We start from the raw sequence: 15,856 nt of genomic DNA on the forward strand, positions 1-15,856 counted from the left end.
CGTTCCTCCGGTGTTCCTTCAGGGCTGAAAAATGAGTTGGGGGCGCGGCATCAGGGGGTCGCGTCGTTGGCGGCGAGGCTCCCGGCCGGGATGTGGCAGCCGGGGCAGACGCCCCAGTAGGTGACGTCCGCCTCGTCGACCACGTATCCGGCGTCGCACACCGGGTCGAGGCAGGGGGCGTGCCCCACCGCGCAGTCGACGTCCGTCACCCTCCCGCACTGGCGGCAGACGAGGTGGTGGTGGTTGTCACCCACCCGCGTCTCGTACCGCGTGGGGCTTCCGGCGGGCTCGATGCGCCGCAGCAGCCCGCCGCGCTGCAAGGCGTTCAGCGAGTCGTAGACCGCCTGCAGGGACACCTGGCCGACCCGGTCGCGCACACCGCGGTGGATGGCGTCCACATCGAGGTGGTCCCCTTCCCGGACGGTCTGCAGGATCGCCAGCCTGGCCGCGGTCACCCGCAGGCCTGCCTGGCGAAGCCGGATGGCGTCTCTCACAGGCCCACGTTAGCAGCAAACCTTAACGATTCAAGTAAAGGAATTCTCCCAGTTTACTGGCCCCGGATCTCCGTGCCGTCGGCAGACGACCGGCGGAGATGGCATGCTCGGGAGCTGTGAGACGTGACCCCCTCGTCCTGCCCCTGCTCGCCCTCCTCCTCGTCGCCGGGTGCACCGCCGCCCAGGGCGAGCCGACCCCCACCGGCTCCGGCGAGCCGCGGGCGACCGCCACGAAGAGCCATCCCAAGCCGCGGCGGCAGCCGTACACGATCTCGTTCGCGGGTGACGTGCACTTCGAGGGGGTGCTGCGCACGCGCCTGGACGGCGATCCACGCACGGCCCTGGGCCCCATCGCCTCCGTGCTGCGCAAGTCGGACCTCACGGCGCTCAACCTGGAGACGGCCATCACGACCGGGGGCACGCCCGCGCCGGGCAAGCAGTTCACCTTCCGTGCCCCGCCCACCGCCTTCGCCGCGCTCAAGGCGGCCGGCGTGGACGTCGTGACGATGGCCAACAACCACGGCATGGACTACATGGAGCCCGGCCTCAAGGACACGCTCGCCGCGATCAGGAAGTCCCGCTTCCCGGTCGTCGGGATCGGCAAGGACGAGGCCGAGGCGTACCGGCCCTTCCGGACGACCGTGAAGGGCAACCGGGTCGCGGTCATCGGTGCGACCCAGGTGCTCGACTCGCAGTTCATCCAGTCCTGGACGGCCACGCGGGACAAGGGCGGCCTCGCTTCGGCCAAGAACGAGCCCCGCCTCGTCCAGGCCGTACGGCAGGCCCGCAAGGCGTCCGACACCGTGATCGTCTTCCTGCACTGGGGAACCGAGCTGGTCAAGTGCCCCACACCGGCGCAGCGGAGCCTCGCGGCCACGCTCGTCGACGCGGGAGCCGACGTGGTGGTCGGCAGTCACGCGCACATCCTGCTCGGCGGAGGCTACTCCGGTCAGGCCTACGTCCAGTACGGCCTGGGCAACTTCGCGTTCTACAACTGGGGGCCCGACACCGGCACGACAGGGGTGCTCACGCTGCAGATCAACGGGCGCAAGGTGCTCAAGGACCAGTGGACGCCCGCGCGCATCAGCGGAGGGGTGCCGATCCCCGTCACCGGCGCAGGCAGGCAGCAGGCGCTGTCCGCCTTCCGTGCCCTGCGCGGCTGCACCGGCCTGGCCGCGGCCCCTGACGCCTGATGAGACGCGGATTCACCCGGCAATTCGGTCGAGTGACGGCTAAGCCCTGACCTGGACCGTGCCGAACGGGCACTATGGTCGTGTGTCCATCCAGCCTGTGACGGAACCGGACGGTCCCGGCGAGCCGCTGCGCCGGCAGCCTTCGCAGCGCAGGAGCGCGCGCAGGGTCGAGCGGATGCTCGACGCGTGCGCGGAGCTGCTCGACGAGGGCGGGTACGACGCGCTCACGACGACGAGGGTGGCCGAGCGGGCCGGGGTGGCCATCGGCTCGGTCTACCAGTTCTTCCCGGACAAGCGGGCCCTCAGCCACGCCCTGACGCGGCGCAACGTCGAGCTCTTCGTGGCCGGGATCGGCCGCCGCTTCATGTCGGAGGACTTCACCGGCTGGTGGGAGGCGGTCGACGCGATCATCGACGAGTACGTCGAGATGCACCGCAGCGTCCCGGGGTTCCGGTGGCTGCACTTCGGCGACGTCTTCGACCTCAACCTGCTCGACTCGGTGGCCGACAACAACATGGTGATCGCGGGACGTCTGCGGGCGCTGCTGCTCGCCGAGTTCGGCCTGGCGGACAGCGAGGATCTGGACCGTGCCATCCTCGTCGCGGTCGAGGCGGGGGACGCGGTGCTGAAGCTGGCCTTCAAGCACGACCCGGACGGCGCGCCGGAGATCGTGGCCGAGGCCAAGCAGCTCGTCCGGGGATACCTCTCGCGGCAACTGGCGGCCGCGCGCTGACGCGCCGTCAGCGGTGGTGATGGTGATGGTGGTGATGGAAGTCGGAGGGCGCGGGCCTCGGCAGCGTCGTCGGCGTGACCACCGAGGTCCACAAAGTGGGTGCGAGAACGCGCACGTAGGCGGAGTTGTGCCACGGACGGGTGTGCGTACGCGGGGGGATGGTCGGCTCCCGTCCGTCGCCGTCCAGCAGGCCCGGCAGGCCCGGCTGCCGGTCGGCCGACCGTCCGGACTGACACGAGGTGGCCCCGGCGGGCTCCACGGTCAGCTCCAACATGCGGAGCTGGGCCTGGAGCCTGGCCAGCTCGTGACGCGCGTGGTCGAGGGCCTCGAACTGGGCCGTCACATATCCCGCCAGACCGGGGACGACGGCGGACAGAACCGTCGCGGAAGCCAGAGTCACAATCACCCTCTTGGACATCGCGTATCGCTCCTCCGCCGAGCTCGGACCAGCACAAGCGTGGGCCTTATGCCCGAGTACATGGCGAGAAAAGCGGTCTGTGACGGAACGTGTACTAATCGTTGCTTAGTGAATGCCTACGGTTGTCCTGCGAAAACAGGCCGACCCTCGGTAGCCTCGGCACTGTGGCACATGTGACAAATGAGCAGGTAGACCGACTGCTCGAACAGGCTCTGCTGCTCGATGACCATGGTGCCCTCGCTCGCCGGCTCGACGCGCTGGCGCAGGGGTACGAGTCAGGCGAGATGTCCAGGGCGGCGATCCTCGTGCTGGCCGCCGAGGAGTGGCGCCAGGCCGGCCAGCCCGCGACCGCGCTCGCCCGCTTCCAGAGCGCGCTGGACGACGGCGGAGAGGTGGCCGCCGACCCGCGGGCCGGCATCGCGGACACCTTGTTCGAGCTGGACCGTCCCGACGAGGCGAGGGACGTCATCGCCGCCATCCGGGCCGGCCACTGGAACCCGGCCACCGCCCTCACCGTCGCCGAGACGCTGGCGGCGTACGGCGACCCGCAGGCCGCGCACGACTGGGCCACCGAGGGCGTCCGGGCCTGTCCGCAGGGATCGCCCATCCGTGACTCGCTGCTGCGCACCCGCTACCGCATCAGGGTCGATCTCGGGCTGCCGGAAGACGACCTCGACGCCCTTCTCGACGCCTCCCGCTGATCTGCCTGCATGGAGTCCCCGGGCGTGGAGTCCCCGGGCGTGGAGTCCCCGGGCATGGAGTCCCCGGGCATGGAGTCCCCGGGCATGGAAAAGGGGCCGTGGGACACGGCCCCTTCTGCTTTCCGCCGGTGAGCGGCGGGAGCCCTCCTGCCACCCCGGCAGGAGGGCCTCAGGTCATGTCCTCCGGATCCTCTCGGCTGCCGGCGGGTGTCCCTCGCCGCGGTGAAGATCCGAAGGACATTCCCTAGGGCAGGAGCTTCCCGCTGGTCGTGTCGGCGAGCTCGGTCACCGCTTTGGTGTCCGCGGCCTTCGCCAGGGCGGGGGCGGTGATGTCGGGGTTCTGCGCGGCCCTGGGGTAGATCCGGGTCTCCCGGCGCGCGCCGCGCCTGTCCGCGGCACCCGGGTCGCTGGAAGCGCTCGGTGCGGCGGGAGCCGCGGCGGCGCCAGCCGGGTGGTGGCGGTGGCGCTTGTGGCGGGCCTTCTTCTCGCCGGCCGCCGCCTGGGCGCCGTTCGCGCCGACCGGGTTGGCTTGGCTGGTGTCCGCCTGGCCCGTGTTCGTTTGGCCGGTGTTGGTCTGGCCGGTGTTCGGCTGGCCGGTGTTGGTCTGGCCGGCGGCGGTGCTCGCGTCCGCCTGGTCGTTCGCTCCGGCCTGGTCCCGGGTGAGGGCCTGCCCGGCGGACGCGTGCCGGCCGTTCCCCCGGTGGTGGGGGTGACGGCGCGCCTTATGGTCCTGGTTGCCCTGCGTGGCCTGCTCGCCCTGGGCGTTCTCGGCGTTCTTGGCCTTGTGGCGGTTCTGCGCGTCGCCCGCCGTCGCCTGCGCGGCAGTGCCGGCGTCCTCGGGCTTTGGGTGCCTGTGCCCCTTGGGGTCCCGCTCGATGCGTGCGGCGCCGGGCCGGCCGGTCGCCGAACCCTCGACGGGGCCGGCAGGCGCGCAGGCGGCGTCCGCGACGGCCGGCCGGGCCGGGGCGACGGCGAGGAGAGGGACGGTCGGCGTCCTGGCGGCGGGGAAGAGCGCCTTCCCGCCGGTGGGGAGGCTGTTGGCGGGCGGAAGCGCGCGCGAGCCGGCGGGCAGGGCGGAGACCGCCCTGCCGGGCGCGCCCGCGGCGGCGGGCAGGGCACGGGAGGCGGCGGGGACGGCCGGGGCCGCGGCCGGGAGGTTCCCCGCACCGGCCGGAACCGCGCCGACCGGGGCCGCGGCCGGGAGGTTCCCCGCGCCGGCCGGGACCGCACCGGATCCTGCTGCGGGCACGGCGGGCACGCCACGGGGCACCACGTTGGGCACCGTCTTCGGCACGGCGCTGGAGACCGTCCTGCTCGCCGTGCCGGTCGCCGCGCCGGGAACCGTCCTGGTCACCGTGCCGGCCCCGGCCGGGACGACCTTCGCCCCCGGGACCGCCGGCAGCGCCGGCCCGCCGAGGGCCCTGGCCGGCGGGAGGGCGCCGGCGCGGCCCGGAAGCGACGGGTGCCCCTGACCGGCGGCGGCCCCGGCGGCGTCGGCGATGCTGAGCACGCCCGCCGCGGGGGCCAGGTTGGTCATTCCGCCGGTCAGGTCGTGGCCCTGGGGCTCACCGCAGGCCGCCGACGCCCCCGCGCCGTCCGCCATCGCCTGCCCACTCGTCAGCCAGCTCACTCCGGCAGTGACCGCCGCCAGCGCGGCGCACCGCCCTCGCATACTTCGTGATGTCCTGGACATCCAGGCCCCCCTGTTTGCGTACGGTAGTCCGACGAACGCCGAACGTAGCAGCGAGGGAAAAGGGCGGTGCCAGCTTGCCTCAATGGTGGGGAAGACCTTACCGAGCGGGCTGAACGCTCAGCGTGTCCCCCGTGTCGTCGAGATCGACTATTACCTCGTCGCCGTCCCGGACGGTTCCGGAGAGCAGCTCCTTGGCCAGCCTGTCCCCGATCGCCGACTGGACGAGCCGCCGCAGCGGCCGGGCGCCGTACAACGGGTCGAAGCCGGTCAGGGCCAGCCAGTCGCGGGCGGCGGGTGTGACAGTCATCGTCAGCCGCCGGTCGGCGAGCCGCCTGGCGAGCCGCGCGACCTGCAGGTCCACGATCTGCGACAGCTCCTCGGTGCCGAGCGCGTCGAACACGATGATGTCGTCGAGCCGGTTGAGGAACTCCGGCTTGAACGAGCCGCGCACCGCGTTCAGCACGGCCTCCCGCTTGGCCTCGCCTGCCATCGCCGGGTCGATGAGGAACTGGGAGCCGATGTTGGAGGTAAGGATCAGGATCGTGTTGCGGAAGTCGACCGTCCTGCCCTGCCCGTCGGTGAGCCGCCCGTCGTCGAGCACCTGGAGCAGGATGTCGAAGACCTCAGGGTGGGCCTTCTCGATCTCGTCCAGGAGCACCACGGTGTACGGCCGGCGGCGGACGGCCTCGGTGAGCTGGCCGCCCTCCTCGTACCCGACGTAGCCGGGCGGGGCGCCCACGAGCCGGGCGACGCTGTGCTTCTCGCCGTACTCGCTCATGTCGATGCGGGTCATGGCCCGCTCGTCGTCGAACAGGAACTCGGCCAGAGCCTTGGCCAGCTCGGTCTTGCCCACGCCGGTGGGCCCGAGGAACAGGAACGACCCGGTCGGCCGGTCGGGGTCGGCGACGCCGGCGCGGGCGCGCCGCACCGCGTCGGAGACGGCCTGTACGGCCTGGCGCTGCCCGATGAGGCGCTCGCCCAGCTCGTCCTCCATGCGGAGCAGCTTGGCCGTCTCGCCCTCCAGCAGCCGGCCGGCGGGGATGCCCGTCCACGACGAGATCACCTCGGCGATGTCGTCGGGCCCGACCTCCTCCTTGACCATCGGCTCGTTCTCGGCCTGCTCGGCGGCCTTGGTGGCCTCCGCGAGGTCCTTCTCCAGCCGGGGGACGTCGCCGTACATCAGGCGGGAGGCGGCCTCGAAGTCGCCGTCGCGCTGGGCCCGCTCGGCCGCCCCGCGCGCCTCGTCGAGCTGCTTCTTCAGCTCGCCGACCTTGTTAAGCCCGGCCTTCTCCCGCTCCCAGCGGCCGACCAGCGCGTTGAGGTCCTCCTGGCGGTTGGCCAGCTCCTCGCGCAGCTTGTCCAGCCGCTGGCGGCTCGCCTCGTCGGTCTCCTTGACGAGGGCGAGCTCCTCCATCTTGAGGCGGTCCACGGCGCGCTGGAGCTGGTCGATCTCCACGGGCCTGGAGTCGATCTCCATGCGCAGCCGCGACATCGACTCGTCGATGAGGTCGATGGCCTTGTCCGGGAGGAACCGGGCCGTGATGTACCGGTCGGAGAGCGTCGCGGCGGCCACCAGCGCGCTGTCGGAGATCTGCACCTGGTGGTGCGCCTCGTAGCGGCCCTTGAGCCCGCGCAGGATCGCGATGGTGTCCTCGACGGTGGGCTCTCCCACGTAGACCTGCTGGAACCGCCGCTCCAGGGCCGGGTCCTTCTCGATGCGCTCGCGGTACTCGTCGAGCGTGGTGGCGCCGATCATCCGCAGCTCGCCGCGGGCCAGCATGGGCTTGAGCATGTTGCCCGCGTCCATGGCGCCCTCGGCCGCTCCCGCGCCGACCATCGTGTGCAGCTCGTCGATGAACGTCACGATCTGGCCGTCGCTCTCCTTGATCTCGGTGAGCACGGCCTTGAGGCGCTCCTCGAACTCGCCGCGGTACTTCGCGCCGGCGACCATCGCGCCGAGGTCGAGCGCGACCAGCCGCTTGTTCTTGAGGCTCTCCGGCACGTCGCCGGCGATGATCCGCTGGGCCAGGCCCTCGACCACGGCGGTCTTGCCCACGCCCGGCTCGCCGATCAGCACCGGGTTGTTCTTCGTGCGGCGCGACAGCACCTGCACCACCCGGCGGATCTCGCTGTCCCTGCCGATGACCGGGTCGAGCTTGCCCGCCCTGGCCCGCTCGGTCAGGTCGACGCCGTACTTCTCCAGCGCCTGGAAGGTGTCCTCCGGGGTCTCGCTGGTGACCCGGGTGTGCCCGCGGACCTTCTGGAACGCGTCGAGCAGGGCGTTCGACGTGGCGCCCTCGGCCTTGAGCAGGTCCGCCACCGGGCCGCCGTCGGCCGCCAGGCCGACCAGCAGGTGCTCGGTCGAGACGTACTCGTCCTCAAGCTGCTTGGCCCGCTGGGCGGCGGTGTTGATCACGGTCAGCAGCTGGCGTGAGCTCGACGGCGCGCTGACCGTGGAGCCCTTCGCCTTGGGCAGCCCCGCGAGCAGCTCCTCGGTCTTGGCGCGCAGCCGCTTCACGTCAGCGCCGACCGCTTCGAGGAGCGGCACGGCGATGCCGCCGTTCTGGCTCAGCAGTATCGCGAGCAGGTGAGCGGGGGAGACCTCCGGGTTGCCCTCGGCGGCGGCCCGCCGTACGGACCCGGACAGGGCCTCCTGGCTCTTCTGCGTGAATTTGTAATCCATGGGTGTCCAATGCCTCGCTTCGCCACGTCAGGCGGGTGGCAGTTCGTAACGGACGAGTGCCCGCAACATGGTGAGCTCACCCCTCAGCTGGGTGACCTCCTCGCGCAGCCGCATGGTCTCGGTCTCGAGCTCGAGGATCCGCTTGATGCCCGCCAGGTTGATGCCGTGCTCCTGGGAGAGCCGCTGCACCTCGCGCAGCAGCACGATGTCCCGCGTGGAGTACAGGCGCCCGCGTCCGGCCGTACGGTCGGGGCTGACGAGTCCGAGCCGGTCGTACTGCCGGAGCGTCTGCGGGTGCAGCCCGGAGAGCTGGGCGGCTACCGAGATCACATAGACCGGTGTGTCATCGGAAAGATCGAAGAATCGTGCATCCATCGGCTCACTCGCTTCTGGCCTGCTTGATCAGCTCTTCGCGCAGGTCCGGCCCCTCGGTGGCGTCCCTGAACTCCTCGAGGGCCGATCGGGCCTTGTCGTCGAGGGTCGAAGGCACCGTGACCTGCACGGTGACCAGCAGGTCGCCCTTGGTTCCGTCCTTGCGGGGGGCTCCACGGCCGCGCACGCGGAACGTGCGGCCGTTCGGGGTGCCCTCGGGGATGCGCAGCGTCACCGGCATGCCCCTGAGAGTCGGCACCTTGATCTCGGAGCCGAGTGCCGCCTCCGGGAAGGTCACCGGGACGGTGATGGTCAGGTTCTCTCCGCTGCGCCCGAACACCGGGTGCGGCTTGACGTGGACGAGCACGTAGAGGTCGCCCGCCGGGCCGCCGTTCTCGCCGGGAGCGCCCTTGGCCTTGATCCGGATCCGCTGCCCGTCGCCGACTCCGGCGGGGATGCGGGCCTGGATGGTGCGGGTGCTCTTGCCGCGTCCGCTGCCGTCGCAGACCGGGCAGGGGTCGTCGACGATCAGGCCCCGGCCGCGGCAGTCGCGGCACGGCTCGGAGAACGCGAAGTTGCCCAGGTTGCGGCTGGCCGCCCCGGTTCCCTCGCAGGTGGGGCAGACCCGGGGCGTCGTGCCGGCCTTGGCTCCCGTGCCGGCGCAGGCGGCGCACGCGGCCGAGCTGGTCAGCCGCAGGGACACGGTGGCGCCGTCGACCGCCTCGCCGAAGGCGAGTGTGACCTCCGACTCGATGTCCTGTCCGCGCCGGGGCCTGCTGGTCGTGGTCGTGCGCTGACCGCCGCCGCCCCGGTTGAACAGCCCGCCGAACAGGTCGCCGATGCGCTCGCCTCCGCCGCCCTGCTGGCCGGAGAACAGGTCGCCGAAGTCGAAGTTGAAGCCGCCGCCGCGCTGGGCGCCCGTCCCCGCGTAGCCGCCGACCCCGGAGCCGAACAAGGTGCGGGCCTCGTCGTACTCCTTGCGGCTCTTGACGTCGGAGAGCACGTCGTAGGCCTCGGAGACGCTCTTGAACTTCTCCTCGGACTCCTTGTTCCCCGGGTTGGCGTCCGGGTGGTGCTGCCGGGCGAGCTTCCGGTACGCCTTCTTGATCTCCTCGGCGGTCGCGGTCTTGGGCACACCAAGGACGGCGTAGTAGTCCTTTTCCAGGTAGTCCTTGGTGCTCATCTATCGCTTCCTTCGCACGAAAGGGGAGTAGCCGGTCGTCTCTCCCGATCTTTCCCGATCGGGAGAGACTTCCGCGTGTTCAGTTCTCTTCCGGCTCGGCGGGCGCGCCGGAATCCGCGGAGCCGCCGGACTCGGCCGCCGTCTCCGCCGGGAGCTCGTCCTCGCCCGGCTCCGCGACCGCCACGCGGGCCGGCCGCAGGATCCGGTCGCCGATCCGGTAGCCCGGCTGGAGGATCTCGATGCACGTGGGCTCGGTCACCTCCGCCGAGTAGCTGTGCATGAGGGCCTCGTGCACCATCGGGTCGAACAGGTCGCCCTTCGTGCCGTACGTGTTCAGGCCCAGCTTGCCTACTGCGGCCTCCAGCGACTCGCTCACCTTGGCGAAGCCGCCGGTGAGCTCGCCGTGGTCGCGTGCGCGGCCGATGTCGTCGAGCACCGGAAGGAGCTCGGTCAGCACGCTCGCGACGGCCTGCTCTCTGACGGTGATCCGGTCCCGCTCGACCCGCTTGCGGTAGTTGCTGTACTCAGCCTGGAGCCGCTGCAGGTCGGCCGTGCGCTCCGCCAGGAGGTCCAGGGCGGAGGCGTCGGCCGAGGCCGGCGCCTCCGTCCCCGTACCGGCGGGCGCCGGGGCGGCCTGGTCCGCGGCGTCGCGGGCCTTTCCCGTCTCCGGGTCGATCTTGCGGTTGTCGCGGATCACCGGCTCCTCCTGGGAGCCGTTCTCGCGCGGGCTCACTTGCTGCCGCCCTCCTGCTTGGGCTCGTCGTCCACGATCTCCGCTTCGACGACGTCGTCATCGGCCTTGGACTGCTGCTGCTGGGCGTCGGCCGCCTGAGCGCCGTCCTCGCCGCCCGCGCCCTGTGCCTGCGCGTAGATCGCCGAGCCCATCTTCTGGCTGACGGTGGCGAGCTTCTCCGCGGCGGTGCGGATGGTGGCGGTGTCGGTGCCCTCCAGCGCCTTCTTCAGCTCCGCCAGCGAGTCGTTGACCTCGGTCTTGACGTCGGCGGGCAGCTTCTCGTCGTTCTCGCGGAGGAACTTCTCGGTCTGGTAGGCGAGCGCGTCCGCGTTGTTGCGGACCTCGGCGTCCTCGCGGCGCTGCTTGTCCTCCTCGGCGTAGGACTCCGCCTCGCGCATCATGCGCTCGATGTCGTCCTTCGCGAGCGCCGAGCCGCCGGTGATCGTCATCGACTGCTCCTTGCCCGTGCCCAGGTCCTTCGCGGAGACGTTGACGATGCCGTTGGCGTCGATGTCGAAGGTGACCTCGATCTGCGGGATGCCGCGCGGCGCCGGGGCGATGCCGGTCAGCTCGAACGTGGCCAGCTTCTTGTTGTACGCCGCGATCTCGCGCTCGCCCTGGTAGACCTGGATCTGCACCGACGGCTGGTTGTCCTCGGCCGTGGTGAAGACCTCGGAGCGCTTCGTCGGGATCGTCGTGTTGCGCTCGATGATCTTGGTGAAGATCCCGCCCTTGGTCTCGATGCCCAGGCTCAGCGGCGTGACGTCCAGCAGAAGGACGTCCTTGACCTCACCCTTCAGCACGCCCGCCTGGAGCGCGGCGCCGATGGCGACGACCTCGTCGGGGTTGACGCCCTTGTTGGGCTCCTTGCCGCCGGTCAGCTCCTTGACCAGGTCGGTCACGGCCGGCATGCGGGTCGAGCCGCCGACGAGCACCACGTGGGCGATGTCAGCGATCTTGATCCCGGCGTCCTTGATCACCTGGTGGAACGGACCCTTGCAGCGCTCGAGCAGGTCAGCGGTGATCCGCTGGAACTCGGCCCGGGTCAGCTTCTCCTCGAGGTGCAGCGGGCCCTCGGCGGAGGCGGTGATGTAGGGCAGGTTGATGCTGGTCTCGGTCTGGCTGGACAGCTCGATCTTGGCCTTCTCCGCAGCCTCGCGCAGGCGCTGGAGGGCCATCTTGTCCTTCGACAGGTCGACGCCGTGGGCGTTCTTGAACCGGGTCGCCAGCTCGTCGACCACGCGCTGGTCCCAGTCGTCGCCGCCGAGGTGGTTGTCGCCGCTGGTCGCCTTGACCTCGACGAAGCCGTGGCCGTCCTCCTGGCCGACGTCGAGCAGGGACACGTCGAACGTGCCGCCGCCGAGGTCGAAGACGAGGATCGTCTGGTCCTTCTCCTTGTCGAGGCCGTAGGCCAGGGCCGCGGAGGTCGGCTCGTTGATGATGCGCAGCACGTTGAGGCCCGCGATCTGGCCGGCCTCCTTGGTGGCCTGCCGCTGGGCGTCGTTGAAGTACGCCGGGACGGTGATCACCGCGTCGGTGATCTTCTCGCCCAGGTACGCCTCGGCGTCCTGCTTGAGCTTCTGCAGGACGAAGGCGCTGATCTGCTGCGGGGTGAACTTCTTGCCGTCGATCTCGACGGTCCAGTTGGTGCCCATCTCGCGCTTGACCGATCGGATGGTCCGGTCGACGTTGGTCACCGCCTGCCGCTTGGCGACCTCGCCGACGAGCACCTCTCCGTTCTTCGCGAACGCGACCACGGACGGCGTGGTCCGCGACCCCTGAGCGTTCGCGATGACCGTGGGCTCGCCGCCCTCGAGGATCGAGACGACGGAGTTGGTCGTCCCCAGGTCGATACCTACCGCACGTGCCATGAGTACGTCCTTGTAGTCAAAGTTGAGTCGGTCTGACTCAATACTGAACCGGCTCCCGGTCTTTGTCAAACGTCTTGAGTCTATGAGGCTCAACCCCGGAGTGCGCGTAAATCATTCCCGGAGGGGAGGGCCGTCTCAAGGCTCCGCGTGCAGCAGGAGCCGGGTCCAGGAACCTGCGAGCCAGCGTTCGTAGCGCTCGGGCGCCCACCCGCGGTCGCGGACCAGGAGCAGGTAGAACTCGGGAGAGTTGGTGGCCCAGATGACGTCGGCGGCCTCGTCGACGTCGACGCGCAGCCGTCCCGTCGCCGAGAGGTCGGCCGCGAGCAGGCGCATGTTCGCTGCTCGCCGTTCGGCGATCTCCCGCCACAGGTCGCCCAGCTCGGGAGCCGACGGGGCGGCCGTCTGCAGCACGGCGAACAGAGGTGCGAGGCGGGCGTGGATGCGGGTCATGGCCCCGGCGTAGATCGCCAGCTTGCCGGCGGGGTCGGGCTCGGCCCGCATGGCCCGCACGTAGTCGCGCTCCTCCGCGGGCACCGCGTGATCCCGCCCGGACAGGGCCGTCTCGACGAGGAGGCGGAAGAGCGCGGGCTTGGCGCCCACGGAGGCGTAGACGGTGTCGGTGTTGACTCCGGCGCGACGGGCGATCGCCGCCATGGTGGTGACCGCGTACCCCTGTTCGAGGAACAGCTCGGTCGCCGCGTCGATGACGGCCCGCCTGGTGCGGCCGGCCGCCTCGCGCCGCCGGGTCGTGTCGTAACGCCTCTTGACCGCCTCGCCGTCCCAGGTCATGCTTCCATTATTCATCCGATGCTGCATCGGATCAAATGCGGGAGGCCGCCATGTCGTACGCCCTCACCTACGAGGTGCCGATAGGTCCCGAGATCTATGCCAAGATCAAGCGAGGGCTGGGCGCCGAGCCGCCGCCGGGCCTGATCGTCCACATCGCCCACCGGACGGACCAGGGGCTGCGTTACCTGGACGTGTGGACGTCGAAGGAGGCGTACCAGGAGTTCGTGGAGACCCGCCTGCACCCGGTGGTCGACGGCGTGCTGACGGAGGCCCTCGGGTTCCGGCCGCCGGAGCCCCCGTACACGCTGCTCGAAGTGGTCGACGTCTGGATGGGCGAGACGCCGTCCTGACGCCCGGCCCGCATGATCGGGGCGTCAGTGGGAGCGGGGCCGCGGCGCCCCGTCGACGACCTTCCGCGAGCCGAGCGGGGTCCTGAGCTTCACCGTCCGCGTCTTCTTGACCGCGATGGCCAGGCAGACCGTGTTGGGGGACGACGGAGCGGCGCCCTCGTACACCGTGACGACGACCCGCCTGGCCGTCTGCTTCACCGTGATGTGGTCGAACACGCTGCACGGCGCGACGCCCGACCACCAGGTGACGCGCAGTTTCCTGCCATGCGCGTACGGCTTGGCCGACGTCCACGGCACGGCGTGCGTACGGATCGTGCGGTGGTGAGGCCCGGCCGGTCCGGAGGCGAGCACCGTCGTCCCAAGCACCGCCACAGAGAGGGCCGGCGCTGAAAAGGCCGGAGCTGGGAGGCGCGGCGAGGCGGATGAGGGCGACGCCGGGATGATGGCGGTCAGAGCCGCGGCCGCCGTCGTCAGCGCCACCGCGGCCGCGCGTGCGCGCCCGCGGCCCATCGGGTCATTTGGCACCGTCCACCACCTTCCGGTCTCCGAGCGGGGCGCGGAGATCCACGGTCGTCGTCTTCTGGATGGCGATCGCGATGCAGATGGCATCGGGTGAGCGCCGGTCCTGCCCTTCGTACACCGTCACCGTCACGTCCTTGCCGCCCTCGTCCACCTCGACCCGGTCGAGCACGGCACAGGGCTCGACCCCCGACCACCAGACGATGTCCAGCTTGGATCCGCCGGCCGACGGGGTGGCGCTGATCCACGGCACCTTGTGGGTGCGCATGGTGTTCCCGACCGGCGTGACGGGGCTGGGAGCGGCGCTCACCGGCGGCCCTGAGGTCGCCGGGACGCTCACCGGCGGCTTGGAGCTCGCCGGGGCGCTTGCGGGCGGCTGAGAGCTCGCCGGGACGACCGCCGGGCTCTCGGGCTGCGCCGAGGACGTGGACGGCGTCTCCCCGCAGGCGACCGCCATGAACAGGAGGGCCACGAGCCAGAGCTTTCTCATATCCCCTACACGGTGTCAGGACCCGGCGGGTTCAGCCACCGCCATGCCGAGCCGTACTGGCTCGGCGTGTTGACGGGACCTCCTCCGAGCGTTAAATTCAACACATGATGAATTTATTCGGCCCCGCGATCTCCGTGCGGGATCTGCGGGTGTCCAGAGGCGGGGTCGAGGTGCTGCACGGCCTGACCTTCGAGGTGCCCAGAGGCCAGGTGACGGGCCTGCTCGGCCCGAGCGGCTGCGGCAAGACGACTCTCATGCGCGCCGTCGTCGGCGTGCAGGTGGTGGCCGGCGGCGAGGTCACCGTTCTCGGCGAGCCCGCGGGGAGCCCCCGGCTGCGCCGCTCGATCGGCTACTCGACGCAGAATCCGGCGGTCTACCGCGACCTGACCGTCCGGGAGAACCTCCGCTACTTCGCCGCCGTTCTCGGCGCGCCGAAGAACGACGCGGAGCGCGTCATGGAGGAGGTCGGCCTCGCGGAGGCGGGCCACCAACTGGGCGGCACGCTCTCCGGCGGGCAGCTCAACCGGGCCAGCCTCGCCGTGGCCCTGCTCGGCGACCCCGAGCTCGTGGTCCTCGACGAGCCGACCGTGGGGCTCGACCCGGTGCTGCGGCAGGAGCTGTGGCAGCTCTTCCGCCGCCTGGCCGGTCAGGGGGTGACGCTCCTGGTGTCCAGCCATGTGATGGACGAGGCGGCGCGCTGCGACCGGCTCCTCGTGCTGCGCCAGGGGGAGATCCTCGCCGACGGCACGCCGGACGGTCTGCGCGAGCACACGATGACGGCGGACCTGGAGGAGGCGTTCCTGCGCCTCGTCGAAGAGAGGGGGGCGGCGGCATGAGCTTCGCGATCACGATGGCCACCGCCCGGCGGATCATGAACCAGCTCCGGCACGATCACCGTACGGTCGCGCTGATGGTCCTGGTCCCCACGCTGGTGATCATCCTCCTCTACTACGTGATGGACGACGAGCGGGCGTTCAGCGCGTGGGCGCCCATCCTGCTGTGCGTCTTCCCCTTCCTGGTGATGTTCCTCGTCACCTCCATCGGCACGCTGCGCGAGCGGACCTCCGGCACGCTGGAGCGGCTGATGGCGACGCCGCTCGGCAAATTCGACCTCCTCCTGGGGTACGGCATCGCGTTCGGCGTGATGGCCTGCGTCCAGGTGGCGCTGGCCCTGACCGTGTCGCTGACCTGGCTCGGTCTCGACCTGACCGGCTCTCTGTGGCCGCTGGTGCTGGTGGCCCTGCTCAACGCCCTGCTCGGCACGGCCCTCGGCCTGTTCTGCAGCGCGTTCGCCCGGAGCGAGTTCCAGGCCGTGCAGTTCATGCCGCTGGTCATGATCCCCCAGCTTCTGCTCGGGGGGATCCTGGTGCCCCGGGCGCAGATGGCGACCGTGCTGGAGTGGGTGTCCAACGTCCTGCCCATGTCGTACGCGATCGAGGCGATGAAGGACGCGGTCGGCGGGGGCGAGCTGGGCGGAGAGTTCTGGCGCGACGTGGTGGTCGTCGCGGGGGCGGCCCTTCTGGCCCTCGTCCTCGGCGCCGCCACGCTGCGCCGTCGCACCCCATGACCGGCTTCCCCATGACCGGGCGCGTGTGCGCCGGTCATGCACGGAGCCCCCGACCCATTCTCGCCGG

The 15,856-nt window shown here is 70.9% G+C and carries 16 protein-coding genes and 1 pseudogene; 6 read left to right on the plus strand and 11 right to left on the minus strand.

Annotated features, from left to right (window positions below; genetic code table 11):
* Positions 1 to 50 precede the first annotated feature (50 nt).
* A complete protein-coding gene (locus tag AB0B72_RS03845) occupies positions 51 to 494 on the minus strand; it encodes a Fur family transcriptional regulator (RefSeq protein WP_367736756.1) in 444 nt (147 codons plus the stop codon).
* A gap of 116 nt (positions 495 to 610) precedes the next feature.
* On the opposite strand from AB0B72_RS03845, the gene AB0B72_RS03850 reads away from it, so the two are divergent.
* Both AB0B72_RS03850 and AB0B72_RS03855 read left to right on the plus strand, forming a co-directional pair.
* Positions 611 to 1,687 (plus strand): CapA family protein, encoded by a 1,077-nt coding sequence (locus AB0B72_RS03850; protein ID WP_367736757.1) that lies wholly within the window; start codon positions 611 to 613, stop codon positions 1,685 to 1,687.
* Between the two features lie 82 nt (positions 1,688 to 1,769).
* Positions 1,770 to 2,420 carry a TetR family transcriptional regulator gene (locus AB0B72_RS03855; RefSeq protein WP_367736758.1) on the plus strand — a complete coding sequence of 217 codons (651 nt, stop codon included), beginning with the start codon at positions 1,770 to 1,772 and terminating at the stop codon, positions 2,418 to 2,420.
* A 7-nt stretch (positions 2,421 to 2,427) separates the two neighbouring features.
* Here AB0B72_RS03855 and AB0B72_RS03860 read toward each other — a convergent pair whose 3' ends face one another.
* Entirely contained in the window at positions 2,428 to 2,838 is a 411-nt protein-coding gene (locus tag AB0B72_RS03860) for a hypothetical protein (protein WP_367736759.1), read from the minus strand.
* 164 nt (positions 2,839 to 3,002) lie between these two features.
* Here AB0B72_RS03860 and AB0B72_RS03865 point away from each other — a divergent pair, with 164 nt between their 5' ends.
* Complete coding sequence (locus tag AB0B72_RS03865) at positions 3,003 to 3,539, plus strand: tetratricopeptide repeat protein (protein WP_367736760.1); 537 nt, start codon at positions 3,003 to 3,005, stop codon at positions 3,537 to 3,539.
* A gap of 244 nt (positions 3,540 to 3,783) precedes the next feature.
* Here AB0B72_RS03865 and AB0B72_RS03870 read toward each other — a convergent pair whose 3' ends face one another.
* From AB0B72_RS03870 to AB0B72_RS03900, 7 genes and pseudogenes are all read right to left on the minus strand, one after another.
* Positions 3,784 to 5,169 carry a hypothetical protein gene (locus AB0B72_RS03870; RefSeq protein ID WP_367736761.1) on the minus strand — a complete coding sequence of 462 codons (1,386 nt, stop codon included), beginning with the start codon at positions 5,167 to 5,169 and terminating at the stop codon, positions 3,784 to 3,786.
* Positions 5,170 to 5,329: 160 nt separating this feature from the next.
* Entirely contained in the window at positions 5,330 to 7,915 is a 2,586-nt protein-coding gene (clpB, locus tag AB0B72_RS03875) for an ATP-dependent chaperone ClpB (protein ID WP_367736762.1), read from the minus strand.
* Positions 7,916 to 7,999: 84 nt separating this feature from the next.
* A pseudogene (locus AB0B72_RS03880) lies at positions 8,000 to 8,290 on the minus strand (helix-turn-helix transcriptional regulator); the annotation flags it as partial.
* Between the two features lie 4 nt (positions 8,291 to 8,294).
* On the minus strand, positions 8,295 to 9,470 hold the full coding sequence (gene dnaJ / locus AB0B72_RS03885) for a molecular chaperone DnaJ (RefSeq protein WP_367736763.1): 1,176 nt from the start codon (positions 9,468 to 9,470) through the stop codon (positions 8,295 to 8,297).
* Between the two features lie 79 nt (positions 9,471 to 9,549).
* Positions 9,550 to 10,203, minus strand: a complete 654-nt coding sequence (gene grpE / locus AB0B72_RS03890; protein ID WP_367736764.1) for a nucleotide exchange factor GrpE — start codon at positions 10,201 to 10,203, stop codon at positions 9,550 to 9,552.
* Complete coding sequence (dnaK, locus tag AB0B72_RS03895) at positions 10,200 to 12,074, minus strand: molecular chaperone DnaK (RefSeq protein ID WP_367736765.1); 1,875 nt, start codon at positions 12,072 to 12,074, stop codon at positions 10,200 to 10,202. The genes grpE and dnaK overlap by 4 nt, the downstream gene beginning before the upstream one ends.
* A 135-nt stretch (positions 12,075 to 12,209) precedes the next feature.
* Entirely contained in the window at positions 12,210 to 12,863 is a 654-nt protein-coding gene (locus AB0B72_RS03900; RefSeq protein WP_367736766.1) for a TetR/AcrR family transcriptional regulator, read from the minus strand.
* Positions 12,864 to 12,913: 50 nt separating this feature from the next.
* Here AB0B72_RS03900 and AB0B72_RS03905 point away from each other — a divergent pair, with 50 nt between their 5' ends.
* Positions 12,914 to 13,213 carry a hypothetical protein gene (locus AB0B72_RS03905; protein WP_367736767.1) on the plus strand — a complete coding sequence of 100 codons (300 nt, stop codon included), beginning with the start codon at positions 12,914 to 12,916 and terminating at the stop codon, positions 13,211 to 13,213.
* 24 nt (positions 13,214 to 13,237) lie between these two features.
* On the opposite strand, the gene AB0B72_RS03910 is transcribed toward AB0B72_RS03905, so the two are convergent.
* Together AB0B72_RS03910 and AB0B72_RS03915 are read right to left on the minus strand one after the other, a co-directional pair.
* Complete coding sequence (locus AB0B72_RS03910) at positions 13,238 to 13,579, minus strand: hypothetical protein (RefSeq protein WP_367736768.1); 342 nt, start codon at positions 13,577 to 13,579, stop codon at positions 13,238 to 13,240.
* A gap of 148 nt (positions 13,580 to 13,727) precedes the next feature.
* Entirely contained in the window at positions 13,728 to 14,222 is a 495-nt protein-coding gene (locus tag AB0B72_RS03915; protein ID WP_367736769.1) for a hypothetical protein, read from the minus strand.
* A 104-nt stretch (positions 14,223 to 14,326) separates the two neighbouring features.
* On the opposite strand from AB0B72_RS03915, the gene AB0B72_RS03920 reads away from it, so the two are divergent.
* Complete coding sequence (locus tag AB0B72_RS03920) at positions 14,327 to 15,058, plus strand: ABC transporter ATP-binding protein (protein ID WP_367736770.1); 732 nt, start codon at positions 14,327 to 14,329, stop codon at positions 15,056 to 15,058.
* Positions 15,055 to 15,789, plus strand: coding sequence for an ABC transporter permease (locus AB0B72_RS03925; protein ID WP_367736771.1), 735 nt, complete (start codon positions 15,055 to 15,057; stop codon positions 15,787 to 15,789). The genes AB0B72_RS03920 and AB0B72_RS03925 overlap by 4 nt, the downstream gene beginning before the upstream one ends.
* The last annotated feature ends 67 nt before the right edge of the window (positions 15,790 to 15,856 follow it).

The organism is Microbispora sp. NPDC049125 (assembly GCF_040802045.1).
Taxonomy (GTDB): domain Bacteria; phylum Actinomycetota; class Actinomycetes; order Streptosporangiales; family Streptosporangiaceae; genus Microbispora.